This window comes from Streptomyces sp. NPDC043853 (genome assembly GCF_056436025.1).
In genome coordinates this window covers 689,505-707,289 of the sequence record NZ_JBWKDJ010000003.1, presented here as the reverse complement: position 1 = coordinate 707,289, position 17,785 = coordinate 689,505, and the positions used below count along the sequence as shown (strand labels likewise).

Below are 17,785 nucleotides of genomic sequence, written 5' to 3'. Positions count from 1 at the left end.
ACGGTATGAAGCGGTTCACCCTGCGCACGGGAATCCGCTGGAAGATCACTCTCGCCATCGCGGCCGTGGGCGCGCTCATCGCCATCGCGCTGAGCCTGGTGGTGCACAGCGCCGCCCGGGTGTCGATGCTCGACAGCCAGCGCCAAGTCCAGCTGGACCGGGTCCAGTTCATCTCGCGCAACGCCGAGGCCGGACGCAAGCCGGTGATGGGCGCCAAGCTGAACGACCCCGACCTGCCTTCACCGTTGCGCGACAAGGCACGGAACGGGCGGCGCGGCACGTACGTCCAGGAGAACCCGGGCGCACTGCCCGAGGTGTGGGCGGCGGTGCCGCTCGGCAACGGGCAGGTCCTCTCGATCCACAGTCAGTTCCGGGAGAGCGCCGATCTGATGCGCGACCTGGACCAGGCCCTGGTCGTCGGCTCGCTCTCGGTGGTCATCGGCGGGTCCGCGCTCGGCGTGCTCATCGGCGGCCAGATCTCGCGCCGGCTCCGCAAGGCGGCGGCCGCGGCCACCAAGGTGGCCCACGGCGATCCCGACGTACGGGTCCGGGACGCGGTCGGCGGCGTCGTACGGGACGAGACCGACGACCTCGCGCGGGCCGTGGACGCGATGGCCGACGCCCTGCAGGAACGCCTGGAGGCCGAACGGCGGGTCACCGCGGACATCGCGCACGAGCTGCGCACCCCGGTGACCGGCCTGCTGACGGCGGCGGAGCTGCTGCCGCCGGGCCGGCCCACCGAGCTGGTGCGGGACCGGGCACAGGCGATGCGCGTGCTGGTCGAGGACGTGCTGGAGGTGGCCCGGCTGGACAGCGCCTCGGAGCGGGCGGAGCTGCAGGAGGTCGCGCTGGGCGAGTTCGTGAGCCGGCGGGTGGCGTCGATGATGCCCGAGGCCACCATCCGGGTCGTCGCGGACGAGATCGTCAGCACCGATCCGCGGCGCCTGGAACGGATCCTGGGCAACCTGCTGGCGAACGCGGCCCGGTACGGGCGGGCTCCGGTCCAGGTGGACGTGGAGGGCCGGGTGGTCCGGGTGCGGGACCACGGTCCCGGCTTCCCTGAGGCGCTGCTGCGCGACGGACCGAGCCGGTTCCGCACGGGCTCGACGGACCGCGCGGGCGTGGGGCACGGCCTGGGACTGACCATCGCCGAGGGCCAGGCCAAGGTGCTGGGCGCCCGCCTGACGTTCCGTAACGTCGCCGCACCGGGCGGGTTCGACACCCAGGGCAAGGCGGCGGGCGCGGTGGCGGTGCTGTGGCTGCCGGAGCACGCGCCGACCACGACGGGGAGCTTCCCCATCGTCCAGCTGCCCGGCTGACCGGTCGTGAGGTCCGGTACCCGAGGCCGGCCCGGGTCGAGTCGAGGCCGTATCGGTACCGGTGGCCGTTCATCCGATGAGACGAATGTTTTAGCATCCCTGCCATGACTGACGGTACGGATCGCAACGGCAACCCCCACCCGGACCCCGCGGCGGGGAGCGGCGGATACGGCTACCCCGGCGGGGCGACGCCCGGCGGGTACGGGTACCCGCAGGCCGGACAGCCGAACCCGTACCAGCAGCCGTCGGACGCCCAGCCCCAGCAGCAGGCGTGGGCGGCCGGCCTGCCCACGCAGGCCTCCGGGTTCCCTCAGGCCGCTCCGCAGCAGGACTGGCAGCAGCCGGCGCAGTTCCCGCTGTCGGCCACGGACCAGCCCGACTGGCAGGCGCTGGCGGACGAGCACGAGTCCCGGCGCGGCCGCAAGAAGACGATGGTCATCGCGGGTGTCGGCGTGCTGGTGCTGGCCGTCGGCGCCGGCGCGGGCTGGTTCTTCCTGAAGGATTCGGGCCCGGACGACAAGCCGTCGGTGGCCGTCTCCGGCTCGCCGAGCCCGTCGGGTTCGGGCGGTGCCAAGCCCGCGGCCGGCGACTCCCCCACGGTGGAGGGCGAGCCCAATCTGCTGCGCGACCGCAATGGCCGGCTGCACATCGCCATGGGCTCGGACGCCCAGGTGGCCAAGCTGGAGAACCGCAGCGAGGTGCGCTTCAAGGGCAGTGCGAACTCGTACGCGCAGGGTTCCGAGCCGGCCGTGGACACCACGAAGAGCTTCACCGTGTCGGCCCGCGTGTACGGCACGTCCGAGCGGGGCTCGCGGATCGCGGTCAGCCAGGGCGACGGCGTCTCGTACTCCTTCGAGCTGGGCTTCGAGGAGTCGGGCGGGAAGAAGTCGTGGGTGTTCCGGGTCCAGACCGGCGACAAGGGCGCGGCGTCCACCGCCGTGCAGGCGCTCGGGGACGCGTCCAACGGCGTGAAGAAGTGGACGCTGCTGACGGGCACCTACGACGCCGAGAAGAAGCAGATCGCCCTCTACGTGGACGACAAGGCGGCCGGTACGGCCGAGGCGGCCGCGATCTGGTCCGGGCCGGGCCCGGTGCAGCTGGGACGGGCCCGCCACCACGGGATCTGGAGCGGTGCCTTCATCGGCGCGACGGACAGCGTCCGGGTGTGGAAGTCGGCGCTGACCGCGGAGCAGGTGGCCGGGCTGAAGGCCAACAAGCTCGACAAGAAGGTCAGGCCCGCGCACTCCTGGCTGGTCGGCTGAGCCGGCCCTGACCCGGTACGCCCCCGGACACCGGTGTGCCCCGGTCGTGGGAACGACCGGGGCATCGGTGAGCGGTACGACCTGCTGAGCGGTACCGGGTGAGCGTCAGATCTTGACGCCCGCGCCGCGGAGGAAGGCGACCGGGTTGACGGCGGAGCCGTAGTTCGGGGTGGTGCGGATCTCGAAGTGCAGGTGCGGGCCGCTGGAGTTTCCGGTGTTGCCGGACAGGGCGATCTGCTTGCCCGCCGCGACCTTCTGGCCGATCTTGACCTGGACCTTCGAGAGGTGCGCGTACTGCGAGTACGTGTTGTTGGCGTGCTTGATCACCACGGCGTTGCCGTACGCGGGGCCGTCGCCGGCGCCGTTCGGGCCGGCCTTCACGACGGTGCCGGCGCCGGCGGCCTTGACCGGGGTGCCGGTCGGGACGGCGAAGTCCTGGCCGGAGTGCTTGTGCGCCCACATGCTGCCGCCCTTGCCGAAGGTCGCGGACAGCGTGTAGTCGGAGACCGGCTGGGTCCAGGCCGGGGTCCCCTTGGCGGCCGGGGCGACGTCCGCGAAGGCGGTACCCGTGGCTCCGACGGCCAGGGCGGCGCCGAGACCGGCGACAACGACGGCGGTACGGATGCGGGGGGTACGGAAGGGCTTCGCAGACATACGGGGTCCTCCGGGGAAGGCAGGGTTTCGGATGAGATGCCGTGGGAACGGCCTCGACATTGATAACCCAAATGCCCTTCAAGCCTCAAAGGCCCCCATTACTACCCAAGCCCGTAGCCACGGGTGGTGTGTCCCAGAACGTTGACGGGCCCTTCCTGCGACGACCTCTTGTCTCTTATGCCTTTTGATCTACGAAAAGGTATCGTAGGTCCGTTTTGCCCTGTGCGGCTTGTCACCGGCTCCTGGTGCAACCGGCCCCGGAATTGTGGCGTGGAGCACGCCCGTTCCACTGTGCGCGCCTTCAAGGAGTGGAGGCGACAGGACACGCCCGCGGAGATATGAACGCGCACAAAGGGGCGGCCCCGGAACCGTCAACGGTTCCGGGGCCGCCCCTTTGTGGCTCCAGGCCCTGTCGGCCTTACGCGCCCTTGCTCAGGTCCGGGCCGGAGCCCGTCGCCTCGATCGGGGGAACGTCCGGCAGAGCCGACTTCTCCTCGCCGCGGAAGGTGAACTTGGCTGCCTCGCCCTCACCCTCCTTGCCGACGACCACGATGTGGCCGGGACGCAGCTCGCCGAAGAGGATCTTCTCCGACAGGATGTCCTCGATCTCGCGCTGGATGGTCCGGCGCAGCGGACGGGCGCCCAGGATCGGGTCGTAGCCGCGCTTGGCGAGCAGGAGCTTGGCCTCCGCGCTGAGCTCGATGCCCATGTCGCGGTCCTTCAGCCGCTCGTCCACCTTGGCGATCATCAGGTCGACGATCTGGATGATGTCTTCCTCGGACAGCTGGTGGAAGACCACCGTGTCGTCGACACGGTTCAGGAACTCGGGGCGGAAGTGCTGCTTCAGCTCCTCGTTGACCTTGGCCTTCATCCGCTCGTACCCGGTCTTCACGTCGCCCGTGGCGGCGAAGCCCAGGTTGAAGCCCTTCGAGATGTCCCGGGTGCCCAGGTTGGTCGTCATGATGATGACCGTGTTCTTGAAGTCCACGACCCGGCCCTGGGAGTCGGTCAGGCGACCGTCCTCCAGGATCTGGAGAAGGGAATTGAAGATATCCGGGTGGGCCTTCTCGACCTCGTCGAAGAGGACGACGGAGAACGGCTTGCGGCGCACCTTTTCGGTGAGCTGGCCGCCCTCTTCGTAGCCCACGTAACCGGGGGGCGAACCGAAGAGGCGGGAAACCGTGTGCTTCTCGCTGAACTCCGACATGTCGAGGGAGATCAGCGCGTCCTCGTCGCCGAAGAGGAATTCGGCGAGCGTCTTGGAGAGCTCGGTCTTACCGACACCGGACGGGCCGGCGAAGATGAACGAGCCACCGGGGCGCTTGGGGTCCTTCAGACCGGCCCGCGTACGGCGGATGGCCTGGGAAAGGGCCTTGATGGCGTCCTTCTGACCGATGACGCGCTTGTGCAGCTCGTCCTCCATGCGGAGCAGTCGGCTGGACTCCTCCTCGGTCAGCTTGAAGACCGGGATGCCGGTCGCGGTCGCGAGGACCTCGGCGATCAGGTCGCCGTCGACCTCGGCGACGACGTCCATGTCGCCGGCCTTCCACTCCTTCTCCCGCTTGGCCTTCGACGCGAGCAGCTGCTTCTCCGTGTCACGGAGCGAGGCCGCCTTCTCGAAGTCCTGGGAGTCGATCGCGGACTCCTTGTCCCGGCGGACACCGGCGATCTTCTCGTCGAACTCGCGGAGGTCCGGCGGCGCGGTCATCCGGCGGATGCGCATCCGGGAGCCGGCCTCGTCGATCAGGTCGATCGCCTTGTCCGGGAGGAAGCGGTCCGAGATGTACCGGTCGGCCAGGGTGGCCGCCTGCACGAGGGCCTCGTCCGTGATGGAGACGCGGTGGTGGGCCTCGTACCGGTCGCGCAGACCCTTGAGGATCTCGATGGTGTGGGGCAGCGACGGCTCGGCGACCTGGATGGGCTGGAAGCGGCGCTCCAGGGCCGCGTCCTTCTCCAGGTGCTTGCGGTACTCGTCGAGCGTGGTGGCACCGATGGTCTGGAGCTCACCGCGGGCCAGCATCGGCTTGAGGATGCTGGCGGCGTCGATCGCGCCCTCGGCGGCACCCGCACCCACCAGGGTGTGGAGCTCGTCGATGAACAGGATGATGTCGCCGCGGGTGCGGATCTCCTTGAGGACCTTCTTCAGGCGCTCCTCGAAGTCACCGCGGTAGCGGGAGCCGGCGACGAGCGCGCCGAGGTCCAGGGTGTAGAGGTGCTTGTCCTTGAGGGTCTCGGGCACCTCGCCCTTGACGATGGCCTGCGCCAGGCCCTCGACGACGGCGGTCTTGCCGACGCCGGGCTCGCCGATGAGGACCGGGTTGTTCTTCGTACGGCGGGACAGCACCTGCATGACCCGCTCGATCTCCTTCTCGCGCCCGATGACCGGGTCGAGCTTGGACTCGCGGGCCGCCTGGGTGAGGTTGCGGCCGAACTGGTCGAGGACCAGGGAGGTCGAGGGCGTGCCCTCGGCCGGTCCCCCGGCCGTGGCCGCCTCCTTGCCGCCGGAGTAGCCGGAGAGCAGCTGGATGACCTGCTGCCGGACCCGGTTCAGGTCGGCGCCCAGCTTCACGAGGACCTGGGCGGCGACGCCCTCGCCCTCGCGGATCAGGCCGAGCAGGATGTGCTCCGTGCCGATGTAGTTGTGGCCGAGCTGGAGGGCCTCCCGGAGCGACAGCTCCAGGACCTTCTTGGCCCGCGGGGTGAAGGGGATGTGGCCGGACGGAGCCTGCTGGCCCTGACCGATGATCTCCTCGACCTGCTGGCGAACGGCCTCGAGCGAAATCCCGAGGCTCTCCAGGGCCTTAGCGGCGACACCCTCACCCTCGTGGATCAGACCCAGGAGGATGTGCTCGGTGCCGATGTAGTTGTGGTTGAGCATCCGGGCTTCTTCCTGAGCCAGGACGACAACCCGCCGCGCGCGGTCGGTGAACCTCTCGAACATCGTTTATCGCTCCTCAGAGCGGTCGGGCAGTTCGGGGTCGGTCCCCGCCCTGTCCTTCCGCATGCTAGTCCCGCGGGGCGGGACAGCTCATTCCAACTGCCGACATCCGTCCACGGCTCACCCCCACGTCGGTGAGGAAAAACCGGCCTGAACAGCCGACAACTGCTCCAACCCGATGGTGCGAGACGATGTTCCCGCAGGCCAGGCAGATACCCGTCACACGTGTACGCCGATGGCGAACGGGAGCCGGTCAAATCAGCGTGTCGCCCCGATCCACTAGGAATGTCTTACCCGCCGTGACTGACACTCCATGCCCCCAGCACCCGTCCCCTCCGCTAAGGGCGAACACACTTGCGTCCCGAATGTGAGACCGGCGTTAACGGTGCGCATCCACAGGGCCGCTCAGCGTAACCGCCACCGGCCCGGGACGGTTGCTCCGGTATGGCTCCCACCGTCCCGCTGCCCAGGGTCGCGCCCGAGGAATCCGCCGGCCCGGAGTACGCCGGCGCCGGCCCGGAGTGCGTCGCACACTGCCGCTGGTACGAGCGGGTGCTCGGCTGGCCCGCCGAACCCGGGCCGCCCGCCCTGCTGCCCACCGGCGGGCCGTTCGACGTACTGGACCTGCCGGCCGCGGCGGGGACCGCGGTGCTGCGCCGCTCGCCCGCCGGGGTCACCGGGCCGGTGGCCCTGGCGGGCCGCCGCATGCGGTTCCTGGTGGCTCCGGGGAGCGCCGAGGAGCTGCCCGGGCTGCTGGACTGGCTGGAGTGGGGCGGGGTGGCCCTGGACCTGGCGGCGCTGGGCGCGGGCGGCACGATGGCCGCTCCGCCGCCGCCGGGATGGCCGGTCGAGGGCGCGGGCGCGCGGGAGCTCCCGGGGGAAAGCCACCGGGGGGTCACGCTGTGGCTGCGACCCCCCGAGCCGGGATGCGAGACCCGGCTGCCGTCCCTGGCGGCACCCGGCCGGACCGCCGGACCCGACCTCGTACGGCTGGTCGGTGCGGCGGCCACGGAATGCCACCGGGCCAGGCTCGCCGGGCTGCGGCGTCAGCCCCTGTTCTCGTAGGCCTCGCGAATGTCGGCCGGGACGCGGCCGCGGTCGTTCACGTTGTAGCCGTTGGCCTTCGCCCAGGCACGGATCTCTGCGGTGTCCGGGTTGCCGACCGAAGCGGCTGCACGGCCGCCCTTGGCACGGCCCGCGGCGGCGCGGCCACCGGTACGGCGACCGGCCTTCACGAACTCCTCCAGCGCGCCGCGCAGCTTCGCGGCATTGCCGCTGGTGAGGTCGATCTCGTAGGACTTGCCATCCAGCGCGAACGTGACGGTCTCGTCCGCCGTGCCACCGTCGAGGTCGTCGACAAGAAGGACCTGAACCTTCTGCGCCACCGGATTTCCTTTCATCGAAAATGCAGTACGCGGAAAGGAAACCGCTTTTGCCTGAAAAACACAAACCCCCGGGAGAGGTTCAGGCAGGCATCGGGACGGGAAACATACGCGATTCGGACATAGGGATCGCGCCGCGGATGGTTCTGACCGTTCCGATCGTTCAGAGGTGCAGAAGCATCCGACTGTTGCCCAAGGTGTTCGGCTTCACTCGTTCGAGACCCAGGAACTCGGCGACGCCCTCGTCATAGGAACGCAGGAGCTCGCTGTACACATCGGTGTCCACGGGCGTCTGACTCTCGCCGATCTCGACGAAGCCGTGCTTCGCGAAGAAGTCCACTTCGAAGGTCAGGCAGAATACCCGGCTCACCCCGACCTCGCGGGCGGTCTGCAAGAGCCGCCCCAGGATCCGGTGACCGACGCCGCCGCCCTTCAAGTCGCGGTCGACCGCCAGCGTACGCACTTCGGCCAGGTCTTCCCACATGACGTGAAGCGCCCCGCAGCCGACCACGAGCCCGTCGGCCTCTCGTTCCGCCACCCAGAACTCCTGGATGGACTCGTAAAGCGTCACCGGCGCTTTGTCGAGCAGGATCCGCTGCTGCGTGTACTGGTCGAGGAGCCGACGCAGCGCGAGCACATCCCCGGTTCGGGCCCGGCGGATCGTCACTGCTTTTGCAATTGCATCGGTAACCGGCTCAGCGGGAGAATCTTCTTCCATGGCGGGACGCTATCGCCCCGGCTCCGCGGGCCGCTCGGTCGTCTCGCCTTCCGGCGCGGCCTGCCCGCCGGCGGGGGGTTCCTGCGCGGCGGGCTGCCCGGGCGGCCCTGCGGGTTCCCCGGGGGGCTGCTCGGCGGGGTGTTCCGCGACTTGCCCGGGAGGCCCGGGAGGCTGTTCCGAAGGCTGCTCGGCGGCTTGTTCGTCGTCGTGCTGGACGATCCGGACCGCGTCGCGCAGGGCTTCCCGCTGTTCCGGCGACATCATCCCGAAGAACGCGACGAGGGCGGCCGCCGGGTTGTCGCTGGTGGACCAGGCTTCGTTCATCAGTGCGGCCGAGTAGGCGGCACGGGTGGAGACCGCGGTATACCGATAGGCGCGGCCCTCGGCTTCCCGCCGGACCCAGCCCTTCTGGTGAAGATTGTCCATAACCGTCATCACGGTGGTGTACGCGATGGAGCGTTCCTGCTGGAGGTCCTCCAGCACTTCCCGAACGGTGACCGGGCGGTTCCACTGCCACACCCGCGTCATGACGGCGTCTTCGAGTTCTCCCAAGGGGCGAGGCACAGCAGCACGATAGTGCGGGATGTCCGCAATTGCCCGGCTATTCGGCTCGACACCCGCCAAGAAAAGCGGGCGTGCTCCCTGATTGGGGGACGCACGCCCGTCTTTTGGTACGACGAGTAGTACAGGAAGTACGCATAGTGCGGGCAGTGGGGCAGCGGCCCTTTGCTACTTCACTATGACGACCACTTCACGACGGCAGGGCGACTGCTTCTTCCTACTTCTGAATCGGCTGGCCGGCCTCGGCCCGGGCGATCACGGCATCGACGGCCGCGTCTTCCTTGGCCTTGTTGGAACCGCCCTGGCTCTTCACGATCGTCACGACGAGACCGATGAAGAACGCGGCCATCACGATGGGGGGCACGAGCGCGGAGACATAGTCCATGCCCCACAGCGTAGCTACCCGGCCACCCTGGCGGCCGCCGGGGGCGGCGTCGGCTTGCGCCGTGGCGGAAACACCTCACCCGGCGTCGGCACCGGTCGGTCCGGCCTGGGCGCGGCGGGCCTGGACCCCGGGGCGGGCTTGGCCGGGACGGGCTTGCCGCCGCCTTCGTCCTCCTTGCCGCCGGAGGCCGACCTGGCCCCGGCTTCCCTCCGCCCGCCACCGGTTTCGCAGCCTCCCGCGGCTTCCCTGCCCCGGGAGGCTTCCCTGCCGGAGGTCTCCTTGCCCCCGGGGATGGCCTGCAGCCGGATGCGGGGTGCGCGGGCGGTGACCGTGCGACGCCGGAGCGAGCGCTCGGTGATGGCCCGGAACCGGGCGAGCAGCGCGGCGGCCACGGGATTGCCCCGCAGCGCCCGCAGCGCGGAGAGGTCGTCGGGCCCGGGCTCGTACCCGCCCGCGTGCGCGTCCTGGAGCAGCTCCAGGTACCCGGCGACGCTGCCCGGGAGGGCGTCCCGGTACCGCCGCAGATCCGCCAGCAGGAACGCTCTGAGCCGGCCCGCCTCGTCGACGGCATCGTCGACGGCGTTGGCGAGCCGGAGGCAGTCCTGCACCTCCGCGGCCGTCAGCGGACCGGTGGAGGACTGGAGGGCATGGGCGAGGGAGCGCCGCAACACGCGCAGCTCGGCGGGGCTGAACGCCATTCCGCCGCGGGATCCGTAGGGCGTGGGCATGCCCCGAAGATACGCGCTAATCGGACAAAATCCCTCGATGTAGGGGTTTGTGGGCGCGGCGTTGCGGGACGGCTCGCGTACCCCCGGTCCGACCGCGCGGGCGGGCGGACGGACCGGGGGTACGTCGGCCGGTCACTGGTAGCGGCAGACCGTGACACCGGTGGTGGCGCCGCAACCCAGCTTCGTGTAGTTCGTCTGGACCATGTTCCAGTAGTGGCCCCACTGCTTCTTGTAGCCCTCGGAGTTCGTGTCCCAGGGAGGGCCGGCCGCGTCGTACGCGGCTTTCTCGTTGGCCCACTGCGCAACCGCCCCGCTGGGCGGGACAGTCGACATGTTCTCGGCGCCGCTGGTGAAACTGGAGTCGTGCGCGAGGCTCCCGCCGGGGTGTGAGGCCGGGTTGTCGGCCCACCCCTGCGCGCCGGAGGCGAGTGCGCCGTCCCAGGTGAGGGGCGGGGCACCGTTCTGCTGGCGTATCTGGTTGGTCTGGTCGAGAAGCGCCTGCTGGTCGGCGGGGGTGACTTGGCCGGGAAGGCCGGACGAGACGGCGGACGCGGAGGCGCCCGTCCCCAGCACCATGCCTCCGGCCATCAGCGTTGCCGCGATGGCCATGGCCTGACGGTGTGCCCGAGAAAGACTTCGCATTTTCGCGACTCCCTGGTCGCACGGAAACAGCGGAGAGTGCCGACGTGGATCACGGCCGTCAACCGTCCTGGGGGTCAACCGCCATGGGCATGGGGCAGCACAGCCGGCACGCGCACGATGGCGATGAGTGAAGGGCGAATGCGATGCGCCATCGGCGACTCGGTGTTCTGATCGGGCGGCCGGTGGCCACCTCCGGGCGGCCCGTGGCCGCCTCCGGACGGCGCATGGCCGCCTCCATAGGCCAGCGTATGTCCGGGGGGCGGGGGCTGCGACCGGGGCGGGAAGCCGGACGCCGGGGCGGAGCGAGATGTGATGCGCAAGTGGGATGCACTGAAGGCGAATTGGCGGGTCTTCGGTGAGACGGAATCAGGGAAGTGCCCGGGGACTGCCCGTCAGTCCCAGTGTCATTACGCGCCGCCCGCCGGCGTCAAGGGCGCTCCCTCCGGTCGCGTCGGCAAGCCGATGGCCCTTCGGGCCACCCTTGACCCCGACGACCGTCACGCAACGACAAGGACTGTCGGGCCGCCCCCGGGGGATGGCACGGGAGGAGCCTTCGGATCCTGACGCTCTGGCGTTGCCGGGCACGAGCAGCGGCTCCCGCCCGGCCAGCCGCCCTCCGGGCGGACGCGGAAGTGAAGTCGATCAGATCTACGTAATCCAGCGCGGTCCAGGCGCACCAAATCGCTACGCGCTCCTCTTTCTCGGCGGATGCGGGCCGCCGAGGGCCGGACAGAGACCGCCATCGATCGCTACGCGCTTCCGGCATCTCGGCGGCCGGCAGGCCGATGGGGTCGGCGCGTTGAAATGACAGAGGACAGACGGCGCGGGCGATCGCCACGCGCTGCTGTGGGGATGGCGGCCGACGCCGCAACCGGCCGACGCTTGAATGCCCTTAGTGGTCTGCGAGTTGGGCATGGAAGGCGTCGATGGCGCCCATGGGTCGCGCGCCCCTGTGATCACGGCTCGCCCATGGGGTGGATTCCACACTCCGCCCATAGGAGTTTTCCTCCGGCGTCGCCGTAGAGGCCTCCGCCTCCGAGGGGATAGGCGCCCCAGTTGTCGGCGTAGGAGTGGACGAGAAACAGACCGCGTCCGTATTCGCCGCGGGCGGGTGGCAGGTGGGGCAGGCCGGTGCCGAAGGGGGCGGGAATGTAGGGGCTGCTGTCCCAGACGCTGATGCGGAGGCGGTCGGGAGACATGGCGCGGAGGCGGAGGGTGTACGGAGCGTCGGAGTGGGTGTAGGCGTTGGTGACCAGTTCGCCGGCGAGCAGCTCGGCGGATTCGACCAGCGCACCCATGGAGTGGGCTTCGAGAACCGACCGGAGCGTGCGGCGGGCGATACCCGGGGCTCGGGGATCCTGGGGAAGTTGGAGGGTATACGACCACGTTGGGGATACCGTGACAGGCATGTACGTCTCCGATTGCGGAGGGGTGCGGGGTGTCGGGCCCGGTGACCATGCCGCTCCGTCGAGCGGGGTGCTTCCAGGCGAGGCTGCCTGTCCCCAGGCTAGGGGTTCGCAAAGATGCATTGCGAGCTTCTCATGGAGTTCGATGCGGAAATCCCTCGTGTGAGTGAGGGAGCAACCGGTGTGGAGTCAGGAGGAGTTACGTGGCAGGGCGACCGGCACCAACTGCTCGCCGCGTCCGTCTGGGGACCGAGCTGCGGAAACTCCGTGAGCAGGCGGGGATGACCGCCAGCGAGGCAGCGGCCGAGATCGGCACCAGCTCGGGGCAGCTGAGCAACGTCGAGACGGCCCGGTTCGGCGTCAGCCCTGAACGTGTAAAGGCGATGGCACGGGCGTATTCGGCTACCAACACCGCGCTCGTGGAGGTGCTGGCCGGTATGGCCGGTGACCGCACCAAAGGCTGGTGGGAGCAGTACCGCGAAATCCTGCCGCCAGGACTGCTGGATCTGGCGGAGCTGGAGCACCATGCCCTCACTCTGAGGAACGCGTACACGGTCCACATCCCCGGGCTGTTGCAGACAGCCGATCACGCCCGGGAAGTCTTCCGCCAGGTCGTGCCCGAGCTCACCCCGCCGGAGGTCGAGCACCGGGTCTCGCACCGCATCAAACGGCAGGCAGTCATCTACCGGTCCGACCCCACCCCCTACACGGCGATCGTCCACGAGGCAGCACTGCGCATGAAGTTCGGCGGCCCGTCCGTCGCGAAAGGGCAGCTGAACCACCTGCTGAAGATGACTGAGCAGAGCCACATCCGGGTACTGGTGATCCCCTTCGACGCGGGAGCGTTTCCAGGGGCCGGCCAGTCAATCGGCTACGCCTCCGGCCCCGTCCCACAATTGGACACGGTCCACCTCGACCAGTCCCATGGCCCGGTCTATCTGGACGCAGAGGCCCAGTTGGCCAAGTACCGGATCCTGCTCGATCGAATGGAACAGGCTGCCCTCGCACCGCAGGAGAGCCGGGATTTCATCCACAACATCGCGAAAGCCCTGTGAGCGAAGGAGTCACGATGACCGATCATCCCGACTGGCGGAAGTCCTCCTACTGCGGCGAGGGGGACGCCTGCGTGCACATAGCCGAGCGGACCGGTGAGGTCGTAGTAGGCGACTCCGCGTGGACGGTCGTCTCCGTCACTCCCTCCGCCTGGACCACCTTCCTCCGGAGCCTCAAGAAATGATCGCCTTCGTCCGCCAGGTCGACGGCCTGCGTTACGACTTCGTACGCGACGGCGAGCGCCACGGCCGACCCGCCTATCGCCGAACCGACGGACAGGTCTGGTGCGTGTGGTCACCGGCCGACGGCTGGCACTGCGAACTCACCGACGGTCTCGTCACCGCCCACCCGCTGGAAAGCGAGGGCGAAGAACCAGAACCACCCGCCACGGTCTGGCGCAGCTTCAAGAACGACCGCTCCTACCTCTACGACCTCCACCGCCGCCCCTGACGACATCCCCCACGGACAGCCCCTCGCCCGCCATCCCGGCAGGAGCGCGTAGCGATCGATGGCGGTCTATGTCCGGCCCCCGGCGGCCCGCATCCGCCGAGAAAGAGAAGCGCGTAGCGATCTGGCGCGCCCGGACCGCCCTAAATTACGTAGATCTGATCCACTTCACCACCGCGCCCCGCCCGAAGGGCGGCCGGCCGAGCGGAGCCGCTGCCCGTACCCGCCAACGCCAGAGTCCTCGCCGCCTCGGTCCCCCATGCCATCCCCCGGGGGCGGCCCGACAGTCCTTGTCGTTGCGTGACGGTCGTCGGGGTCAAGGGGGGCCCGAAGGGCCATCGGCTTGCCGACGCGACGAAGGAGCGCCCTTGACGCCGGCGGGCGGCGCGTAATGACACTGGGACTGACGGGCAGCCCCCGGACACCCGCTCGCCCCGCCCAGCCGAACCCGGCTCCGTACACGCCGCCGGAGTCCCCTGCGGGGCATCGCCCCCACCCCGCCCCGGCCCGCTCAGGGGGTGGAGCGGGGCAGGCAAGTAGCCCGTACCCCGCCCCAGAGCCGAAGCAGAGCCCGGCAGTAGCCCGTACCCCGCCCGCCCCCGCCCCGCCCCCGCCCCGCCCCCGCCCCGCCTCACGCGAAGTTCGGCGCGTTCCGTTCGTACACCAGCCGCAGTCCGATCAGCGTCAGCCACGGTTCGTGGTCGTCGATCACCGAGGCCTCGCCCAGGACCATCGGGGCCAGGCCGCCGGTGGCGATGATGCGGACGTCCTCCGGGTCGCCGTGCGGGCCCGCCAGTTCCTTCGCCATCCGGGTCACCACACCGTCGACCTGGCCGGCGAAGCCGTACACCACGCCCGACTGCATGGCCTCGACCGTGGACTTGCCGATGACGTTCCGCGGGCGCGCCAGCTCGATCTTCCTCAGCTGTGCGCCCCGTACGCCCAGGGCCTCCATGGAGATCTCGATGCCGGGGGCGATGACGCCGCCCACGTACTCGCCGCGCGCCGAGACCGCGTCGAACGTGGTCGCGGTGCCGAAGTCGACGACGATCGCCGGGCCGCCGTACAGCGCCACCGCCGCGCAGGCGTTGATGATGCGGTCGGCGCCGACTTCCTTCGGGTTGTCCGTGAGGATCGGCACGCCGGTCTTGATGCCCGGCTCGACCAGCACCGCGGGTACGTCGCCGTAGTAGCGGCGGGTCACCTCGCGCAGTTCGTGCAGCACCGCCGGCACCGTGGAGCAGATCGCGATGCCGTGGATGCCGTCGCCCAGCTCGCTGCCGAGCATCGGGTGCATGCCCATCAGGCCCTGCATGAGCACGGCGAGTTCGTCCGCCGTGCGGCGCGGGTCGGTCGAGATGCGCCAGTGCTCGATGATCTCGTCCCCGTCGAACAGGCCGAGGACGGTGTGGGAGTTCCCCACGTCGATCGTCAGAAGCATCGGTTACACCGCCTCGCGCGGCTCGCTCGGGGCGGTCACGTTCGGGGCGGTCAGCGCACGGAGGTCCAGGCCGATGTCCAGGATCGGGGAGGAGTGGGTGAGGGCGCCGACGGCCAGGTAGTCCACGCCGGTCTCCGCGTAGGCGCGCGCGTTCTCCAGGGTCAGCCGGCCGGAGGACTCCAGCACCGCGCGGCCCTTGTTGTGCCCGCGGTTGAGGATCACCGCCTCCTCGGTCTCCATGGGGGTGAAGTTGTCGAGGAGGATCAGGTCGGCTCCGGCGTCCATGACCTCGCGGCACTGGTGCAGGGTGTCGACCTCGACCTCCACCGGCAGGTCCGGGAAGGCCTCCCGTACGGCCTTGAACGCCTGGGCCACGCCGCCCGCGGCGATCACGTGGTTGTCCTTGACCAGGGCGGCGTCCGAGAGCGACATGCGGTGGTTGACGCCGCCGCCGCAGCGGACCGCGTACTTCTCCACGGAGCGCAGGCCGGGGGTGGTCTTGCGGGTGTCGCGGACCTTGGCGCCGGTGCCTTCCAGCACGTCCGCCCAGCGGCGGGTGGCCGTGGCGATGCCGGAGAGCCGGCACAGGAGGTTGAGCGCGCTGCGCTCGGCCGTCAGCAGGTCGCGGGTGCGGCCGGTGACCGACAGCAGCACCTGGCCGGGCTCGACGCGGTCACCGTCCTCGGCGTGCCGCTCCACCTCGAAGGCGTCGGTGGCGACCACGGAGAACACGGCCTCGACGATCCGCAGGCCGGCGACGGTGCCCGCCTCGCGGGCGATGAAGTCGGCGACGGCGACGGCGTCCTCGGGGACGGTGGCGACGGTGGTGACGTCTTCCCCGCCGTCGAGGTCCTCGGACACCGCCATCACGGCGATCGCCTCGACGTCGTACGGGTCCAGGCCCGCGTCCGCCAGCAGCTGCGCCAGAGCCGGGTCCAGGCCGGACTCCTCGTCGCCGCAGCCGCAGCCGTCGCCGCAGCCGCCTTCGTTCTCGGGCTCGATCAGGGGGAGTTCGGGGGTGCTCACGGTTACGGCTCCTGGCTCGGGTGGCTCGGGGTGGGGCGTACGGACGTACGGGCGGGCTTGCGGGTCGGCGGGAAGTCCGCGGTCTCGGTCTCGGTCACGACCAGTGCGCGCCGCTGCGTACGCGACAGGCGTACCACGAGGTGGCGGCGCCAGGCGGTGTCGTCGCGGTCGGGGTGGTCCTCGCGCCAGTGGCAGCCGCGGGTCTCCTCGCGGCGGAGGGCGGCGGCGACCAGCACCCGGGCCACGCACATCAGGTTGGTGGCCTCCCAGGTGTCCACGCCGGGTTCGGCGGTCTTGCCGTGGACCTCCAGGGCGTAGAGCGCGGCGGCGTAGAGGGATTCCAGGGCGTCGGCGGCCTCGCGCAGCGAGTCCGCCGAGCGCAGGACGCCCGCGCCGCCGGTCATGATCCGCTGGATCTCGAAGCGGGCCTCGGCGGGGAGCAGCGGCCCCCGGGAGGGCACGGCCACGCCGGGGCCGCCTGCGGCCGGAGCGGTCCCGGTGTCGGTCCCGGTGTCGGCGCCGGCGTCGGCACCGGCGTCGGCACCGGCGTCGGCCCCGGTGATGTCGGCGGCGATGCGCTCCGCGAAGACCAGGCCTTCCAGGAGGGAGTTGGAGGCGAGCCGGTTGGCCCCGTGCACGCCGGTGCAGGCGACCTCACCGCAGGCGTAGAGGCCGGGCACGGTGGTGCGGCCGCGCGTGTCGGTGCGTACGCCGCCGCTGGCGTAGTGCGCGGCGGGGGCGACCGGGATGGGCTGGGTGACGGGGTCGATGCCGTGGGTGCGGCAGGCGGCGAGGATGGTGGGGAAGCGGTTCTCCCACATCTCGGCGCCGAAGTGGCGGGCGTCCAGGTACATGTGGGCGGCGCCCTGTTCCTGCATGCGGCGCATGATGCCCTTGGCGACGATGTCGCGGGGGGCGAGTTCGGCGAGTTCGTGCTGTCCGACCATGAAGCGGACCCCGTCGGCGTCGACGAGGTGGGCGCCCTCGCCGCGTACGGCCTCGGAGACCAGCGGCTGCTGGCCTTCGGCGTCGGGGCCGAGGAAGAGCACGGTGGGGTGGAACTGGACGAACTCCAGGTCGGAGACCTCGGCGCCGGCCCGGAGGGCGAGGGCGACTCCGTCGCCGGTGGAGACGGCCGGGTTGGTGGTGGCGGAGAAGACCTGGCCCATGCCGCCGGTGGCGAGGATGACGGCGGGGGCGTGGACGGCGCCGACGCCGTCGTGCTGGCCCTCGCCCATGACGTGCAGGGTGACGCCGGCGGTGTGCCCCTCCTCGTCCTGGAGCAGGTCGAGGACGAGGGCGTTCTCCACGGTTTCGATGCCGGCCGCGTGCACGGCCTCGACCAGGGCGCGGGAGATCTCGGCGCCGGTGGCGTCGCCGCCGGCGTGGGCGATGCGGCGGCGGTGGTGGCCGCCTTCCCGGGTGAGCTCTATTTCGCCGGTGTCGGCGTCGCGGTCGAACTCGGCGCCGGTGGCGATGAGCCTGCGGACGGCGTCGGGGCCTTCGGTGACCAGGAGCCGTACGGCGGTCTCGTCGCAGAGTCCGGCGCCGGCGACGAGGGTGTCGTCCTCGTGCTGCTCGGGGGTGTCGCCTTCGCCGAGGGCGGCGGCGATGCCGCCCTGGGCCCAGCGGGTGGAGCCGTCGTCGAGGCGGGCCTTGGTGACGACGACGGTGCGGCGGCCGGCGGCGGCGCAGCGGAGCGCGGCCGTCAGGCCGGCGACGCCGGAGCCCACGACCACCACGTCGGCTTCCAGGGCCCAGCCGGGGGCGGGGGCGTGCAGCCGTATACCGGTGCCCGTGCCGGGCCCGGTGCCGGCCGCGGC

The 17,785-nt window shown here is 70.6% G+C and carries 18 protein-coding genes; 6 read left to right on the top strand and 12 right to left on the bottom strand.

The window, feature by feature from the left end; genetic code table 11:
- Nucleotides 1–5: 5 nt before the first annotated feature.
- On the top strand, nt 6–1,319 hold the full coding sequence (gene cseC / locus AC067U_RS12135; RefSeq protein WP_478829531.1) for a two-component system sensor histidine kinase CseC: 1,314 nt from the start codon (nt 6–8) through the stop codon (nt 1,317–1,319).
- A 104-nt stretch (nt 1,320–1,423) separates the two neighbouring features.
- Nucleotides 1,424–2,581, top strand: coding sequence for a LamG-like jellyroll fold domain-containing protein (locus AC067U_RS12130; protein WP_478829530.1), 1,158 nt, complete (start codon nt 1,424–1,426; stop codon nt 2,579–2,581).
- Between the two features lie 105 nt (nt 2,582–2,686).
- Here AC067U_RS12130 and AC067U_RS12125 read toward each other — a convergent pair whose 3' ends face one another.
- Together AC067U_RS12125 and AC067U_RS12120 are read right to left on the bottom strand one after the other, a co-directional pair.
- Nucleotides 2,687–3,235: a M23 family metallopeptidase gene (locus tag AC067U_RS12125; protein ID WP_478829529.1), complete on the bottom strand. Its 549-nt coding sequence runs from the start codon at nt 3,233–3,235 to the stop codon at nt 2,687–2,689.
- Between the two features lie 418 nt (nt 3,236–3,653).
- Nucleotides 3,654–6,176 (bottom strand): ATP-dependent Clp protease ATP-binding subunit, encoded by a 2,523-nt coding sequence (locus tag AC067U_RS12120; RefSeq protein ID WP_478829528.1) that lies wholly within the window; start codon nt 6,174–6,176, stop codon nt 3,654–3,656.
- Between the two features lie 441 nt (nt 6,177–6,617).
- Here AC067U_RS12120 and AC067U_RS12115 point away from each other — a divergent pair, with 441 nt between their 5' ends.
- Nucleotides 6,618–7,238 (top strand): SCO3374 family protein, encoded by a 621-nt coding sequence (locus tag AC067U_RS12115; RefSeq protein WP_478829527.1) that lies wholly within the window; start codon nt 6,618–6,620, stop codon nt 7,236–7,238.
- Here the strand turns inward: AC067U_RS12115 and AC067U_RS12110 are convergent.
- The 7 genes from AC067U_RS12110 to AC067U_RS12080 all read right to left on the bottom strand — a co-directional run bounded on the left by AC067U_RS12110 (nt 7,220) and on the right by AC067U_RS12080 (nt 11,998).
- Nucleotides 7,220–7,558, bottom strand: coding sequence for a histone-like nucleoid-structuring protein Lsr2 (locus AC067U_RS12110; RefSeq protein WP_478829526.1), 339 nt, complete (start codon nt 7,556–7,558; stop codon nt 7,220–7,222). The genes AC067U_RS12115 and AC067U_RS12110 overlap by 19 nt on opposite strands.
- Before the next feature lie 160 nt (nt 7,559–7,718).
- Nucleotides 7,719–8,273, bottom strand: a complete 555-nt coding sequence (locus AC067U_RS12105; RefSeq protein WP_478829525.1) for an amino-acid N-acetyltransferase — start codon at nt 8,271–8,273, stop codon at nt 7,719–7,721.
- A gap of 9 nt (nt 8,274–8,282) precedes the next feature.
- Entirely contained in the window at nt 8,283–8,801 is a 519-nt protein-coding gene (locus AC067U_RS12100; protein ID WP_478829592.1) for a BlaI/MecI/CopY family transcriptional regulator, read from the bottom strand.
- A gap of 250 nt (nt 8,802–9,051) precedes the next feature.
- Nucleotides 9,052–9,219 (bottom strand): hypothetical protein, encoded by a 168-nt coding sequence (locus tag AC067U_RS12095; protein ID WP_478829524.1) that lies wholly within the window; start codon nt 9,217–9,219, stop codon nt 9,052–9,054.
- 14 nt (nt 9,220–9,233) lie between these two features.
- Nucleotides 9,234–9,947, bottom strand: coding sequence for a hypothetical protein (locus tag AC067U_RS12090; protein ID WP_478829523.1), 714 nt, complete (start codon nt 9,945–9,947; stop codon nt 9,234–9,236).
- A gap of 132 nt (nt 9,948–10,079) precedes the next feature.
- Nucleotides 10,080–10,556 carry a CAP domain-containing protein gene (locus AC067U_RS12085; protein ID WP_478829522.1) on the bottom strand — a complete coding sequence of 159 codons (477 nt, stop codon included), beginning with the start codon at nt 10,554–10,556 and terminating at the stop codon, nt 10,080–10,082.
- A gap of 989 nt (nt 10,557–11,545) precedes the next feature.
- The gene (locus AC067U_RS12080; RefSeq protein WP_478829521.1) at nt 11,546–11,998 is read right to left on the bottom strand and encodes an ATP-binding protein; all 453 of its coding nucleotides are present in this window, start codon (nt 11,996–11,998) and stop codon (nt 11,546–11,548) included.
- A 200-nt stretch (nt 11,999–12,198) separates the two neighbouring features.
- Here AC067U_RS12080 and AC067U_RS12075 point away from each other — a divergent pair, with 200 nt between their 5' ends.
- Genes AC067U_RS12075 through AC067U_RS12065 form a run of 3 tightly spaced genes read left to right on the top strand, consistent with a single transcriptional unit; the run spans nt 12,199 to nt 13,498 of the window.
- Nucleotides 12,199–13,050, top strand: coding sequence for a helix-turn-helix domain-containing protein (locus tag AC067U_RS12075; RefSeq protein WP_478829520.1), 852 nt, complete (start codon nt 12,199–12,201; stop codon nt 13,048–13,050).
- Nucleotides 13,051–13,064: 14 nt separating this feature from the next.
- On the top strand, nt 13,065–13,232 hold the full coding sequence (locus tag AC067U_RS12070; RefSeq protein ID WP_478829519.1) for a DUF397 domain-containing protein: 168 nt from the start codon (nt 13,065–13,067) through the stop codon (nt 13,230–13,232).
- Nucleotides 13,229–13,498, top strand: a complete 270-nt coding sequence (locus AC067U_RS12065) for a hypothetical protein (protein ID WP_478829518.1) — start codon at nt 13,229–13,231, stop codon at nt 13,496–13,498. Before AC067U_RS12070 ends, AC067U_RS12065 begins: the two co-directional genes overlap by 4 nt.
- 628 nt (nt 13,499–14,126) lie before the next feature.
- Here AC067U_RS12065 and AC067U_RS12060 read toward each other — a convergent pair.
- From AC067U_RS12060 to AC067U_RS12050, 3 genes are read right to left on the bottom strand one after another with little or no spacing between them, the layout of a single operon-like run.
- On the bottom strand, nt 14,127–14,936 hold the full coding sequence (locus AC067U_RS12060) for a type III pantothenate kinase (protein ID WP_478829517.1): 810 nt from the start codon (nt 14,934–14,936) through the stop codon (nt 14,127–14,129).
- Between the two features lie 3 nt (nt 14,937–14,939).
- Nucleotides 14,940–15,962, bottom strand: coding sequence for a carboxylating nicotinate-nucleotide diphosphorylase (gene nadC / locus AC067U_RS12055; protein ID WP_478829516.1), 1,023 nt, complete (start codon nt 15,960–15,962; stop codon nt 14,940–14,942).
- A 2-nt stretch (nt 15,963–15,964) separates the two neighbouring features.
- Nucleotides 15,965–17,749 carry an L-aspartate oxidase gene (locus AC067U_RS12050; RefSeq protein WP_478829591.1) on the bottom strand — a complete coding sequence of 595 codons (1,785 nt, stop codon included), beginning with the start codon at nt 17,747–17,749 and terminating at the stop codon, nt 15,965–15,967.
- Nucleotides 17,750–17,785: the final 36 nt, after the last annotated feature.

What these genes read in the sequence shown, in the direction of transcription:
- cseC (WP_478829531.1), top strand. Translation starts at nt 6, where the DNA reads ATGAAGCGGTTCACCCTGCGCACGGGAATCCGCTGGAAGATCACTCTC.
- AC067U_RS12130 (WP_478829530.1), top strand. Translation starts at nt 1,424, where the DNA reads ATGACTGACGGTACGGATCGCAACGGCAACCCCCACCCGGACCCCGCG.
- AC067U_RS12125 (WP_478829529.1), bottom strand. Translation starts at nt 3,235, where the DNA reads ATGTCTGCGAAGCCCTTCCGTACCCCCCGCATCCGTACCGCCGTCGTT.
- AC067U_RS12120 (WP_478829528.1), bottom strand. Translation starts at nt 6,176, where the DNA reads ATGTTCGAGAGGTTCACCGACCGCGCGCGGCGGGTTGTCGTCCTGGCT.
- AC067U_RS12115 (WP_478829527.1), top strand. Translation starts at nt 6,618, where the DNA reads ATGGCTCCCACCGTCCCGCTGCCCAGGGTCGCGCCCGAGGAATCCGCC.
- AC067U_RS12105 (WP_478829525.1), bottom strand. Translation starts at nt 8,273, where the DNA reads ATGGAAGAAGATTCTCCCGCTGAGCCGGTTACCGATGCAATTGCAAAA.
- AC067U_RS12100 (WP_478829592.1), bottom strand. Translation starts at nt 8,801, where the DNA reads ATGACGCGGGTGTGGCAGTGGAACCGCCCGGTCACCGTTCGGGAAGTG.
- AC067U_RS12095 (WP_478829524.1), bottom strand. Translation starts at nt 9,219, where the DNA reads ATGGACTATGTCTCCGCGCTCGTGCCCCCCATCGTGATGGCCGCGTTC.
- AC067U_RS12090 (WP_478829523.1), bottom strand. Translation starts at nt 9,947, where the DNA reads ATGCCCACGCCCTACGGATCCCGCGGCGGAATGGCGTTCAGCCCCGCC.
- AC067U_RS12085 (WP_478829522.1), bottom strand. Translation starts at nt 10,556, where the DNA reads ATGGCCATCGCGGCAACGCTGATGGCCGGAGGCATGGTGCTGGGGACG.
- AC067U_RS12080 (WP_478829521.1), bottom strand. Translation starts at nt 11,998, where the DNA reads ATGCCTGTCACGGTATCCCCAACGTGGTCGTATACCCTCCAACTTCCC.
- AC067U_RS12070 (WP_478829519.1), top strand. Translation starts at nt 13,065, where the DNA reads ATGACCGATCATCCCGACTGGCGGAAGTCCTCCTACTGCGGCGAGGGG.
- AC067U_RS12065 (WP_478829518.1), top strand. Translation starts at nt 13,229, where the DNA reads ATGATCGCCTTCGTCCGCCAGGTCGACGGCCTGCGTTACGACTTCGTA.
- AC067U_RS12060 (WP_478829517.1), bottom strand. Translation starts at nt 14,936, where the DNA reads ATGCTTCTGACGATCGACGTGGGGAACTCCCACACCGTCCTCGGCCTG.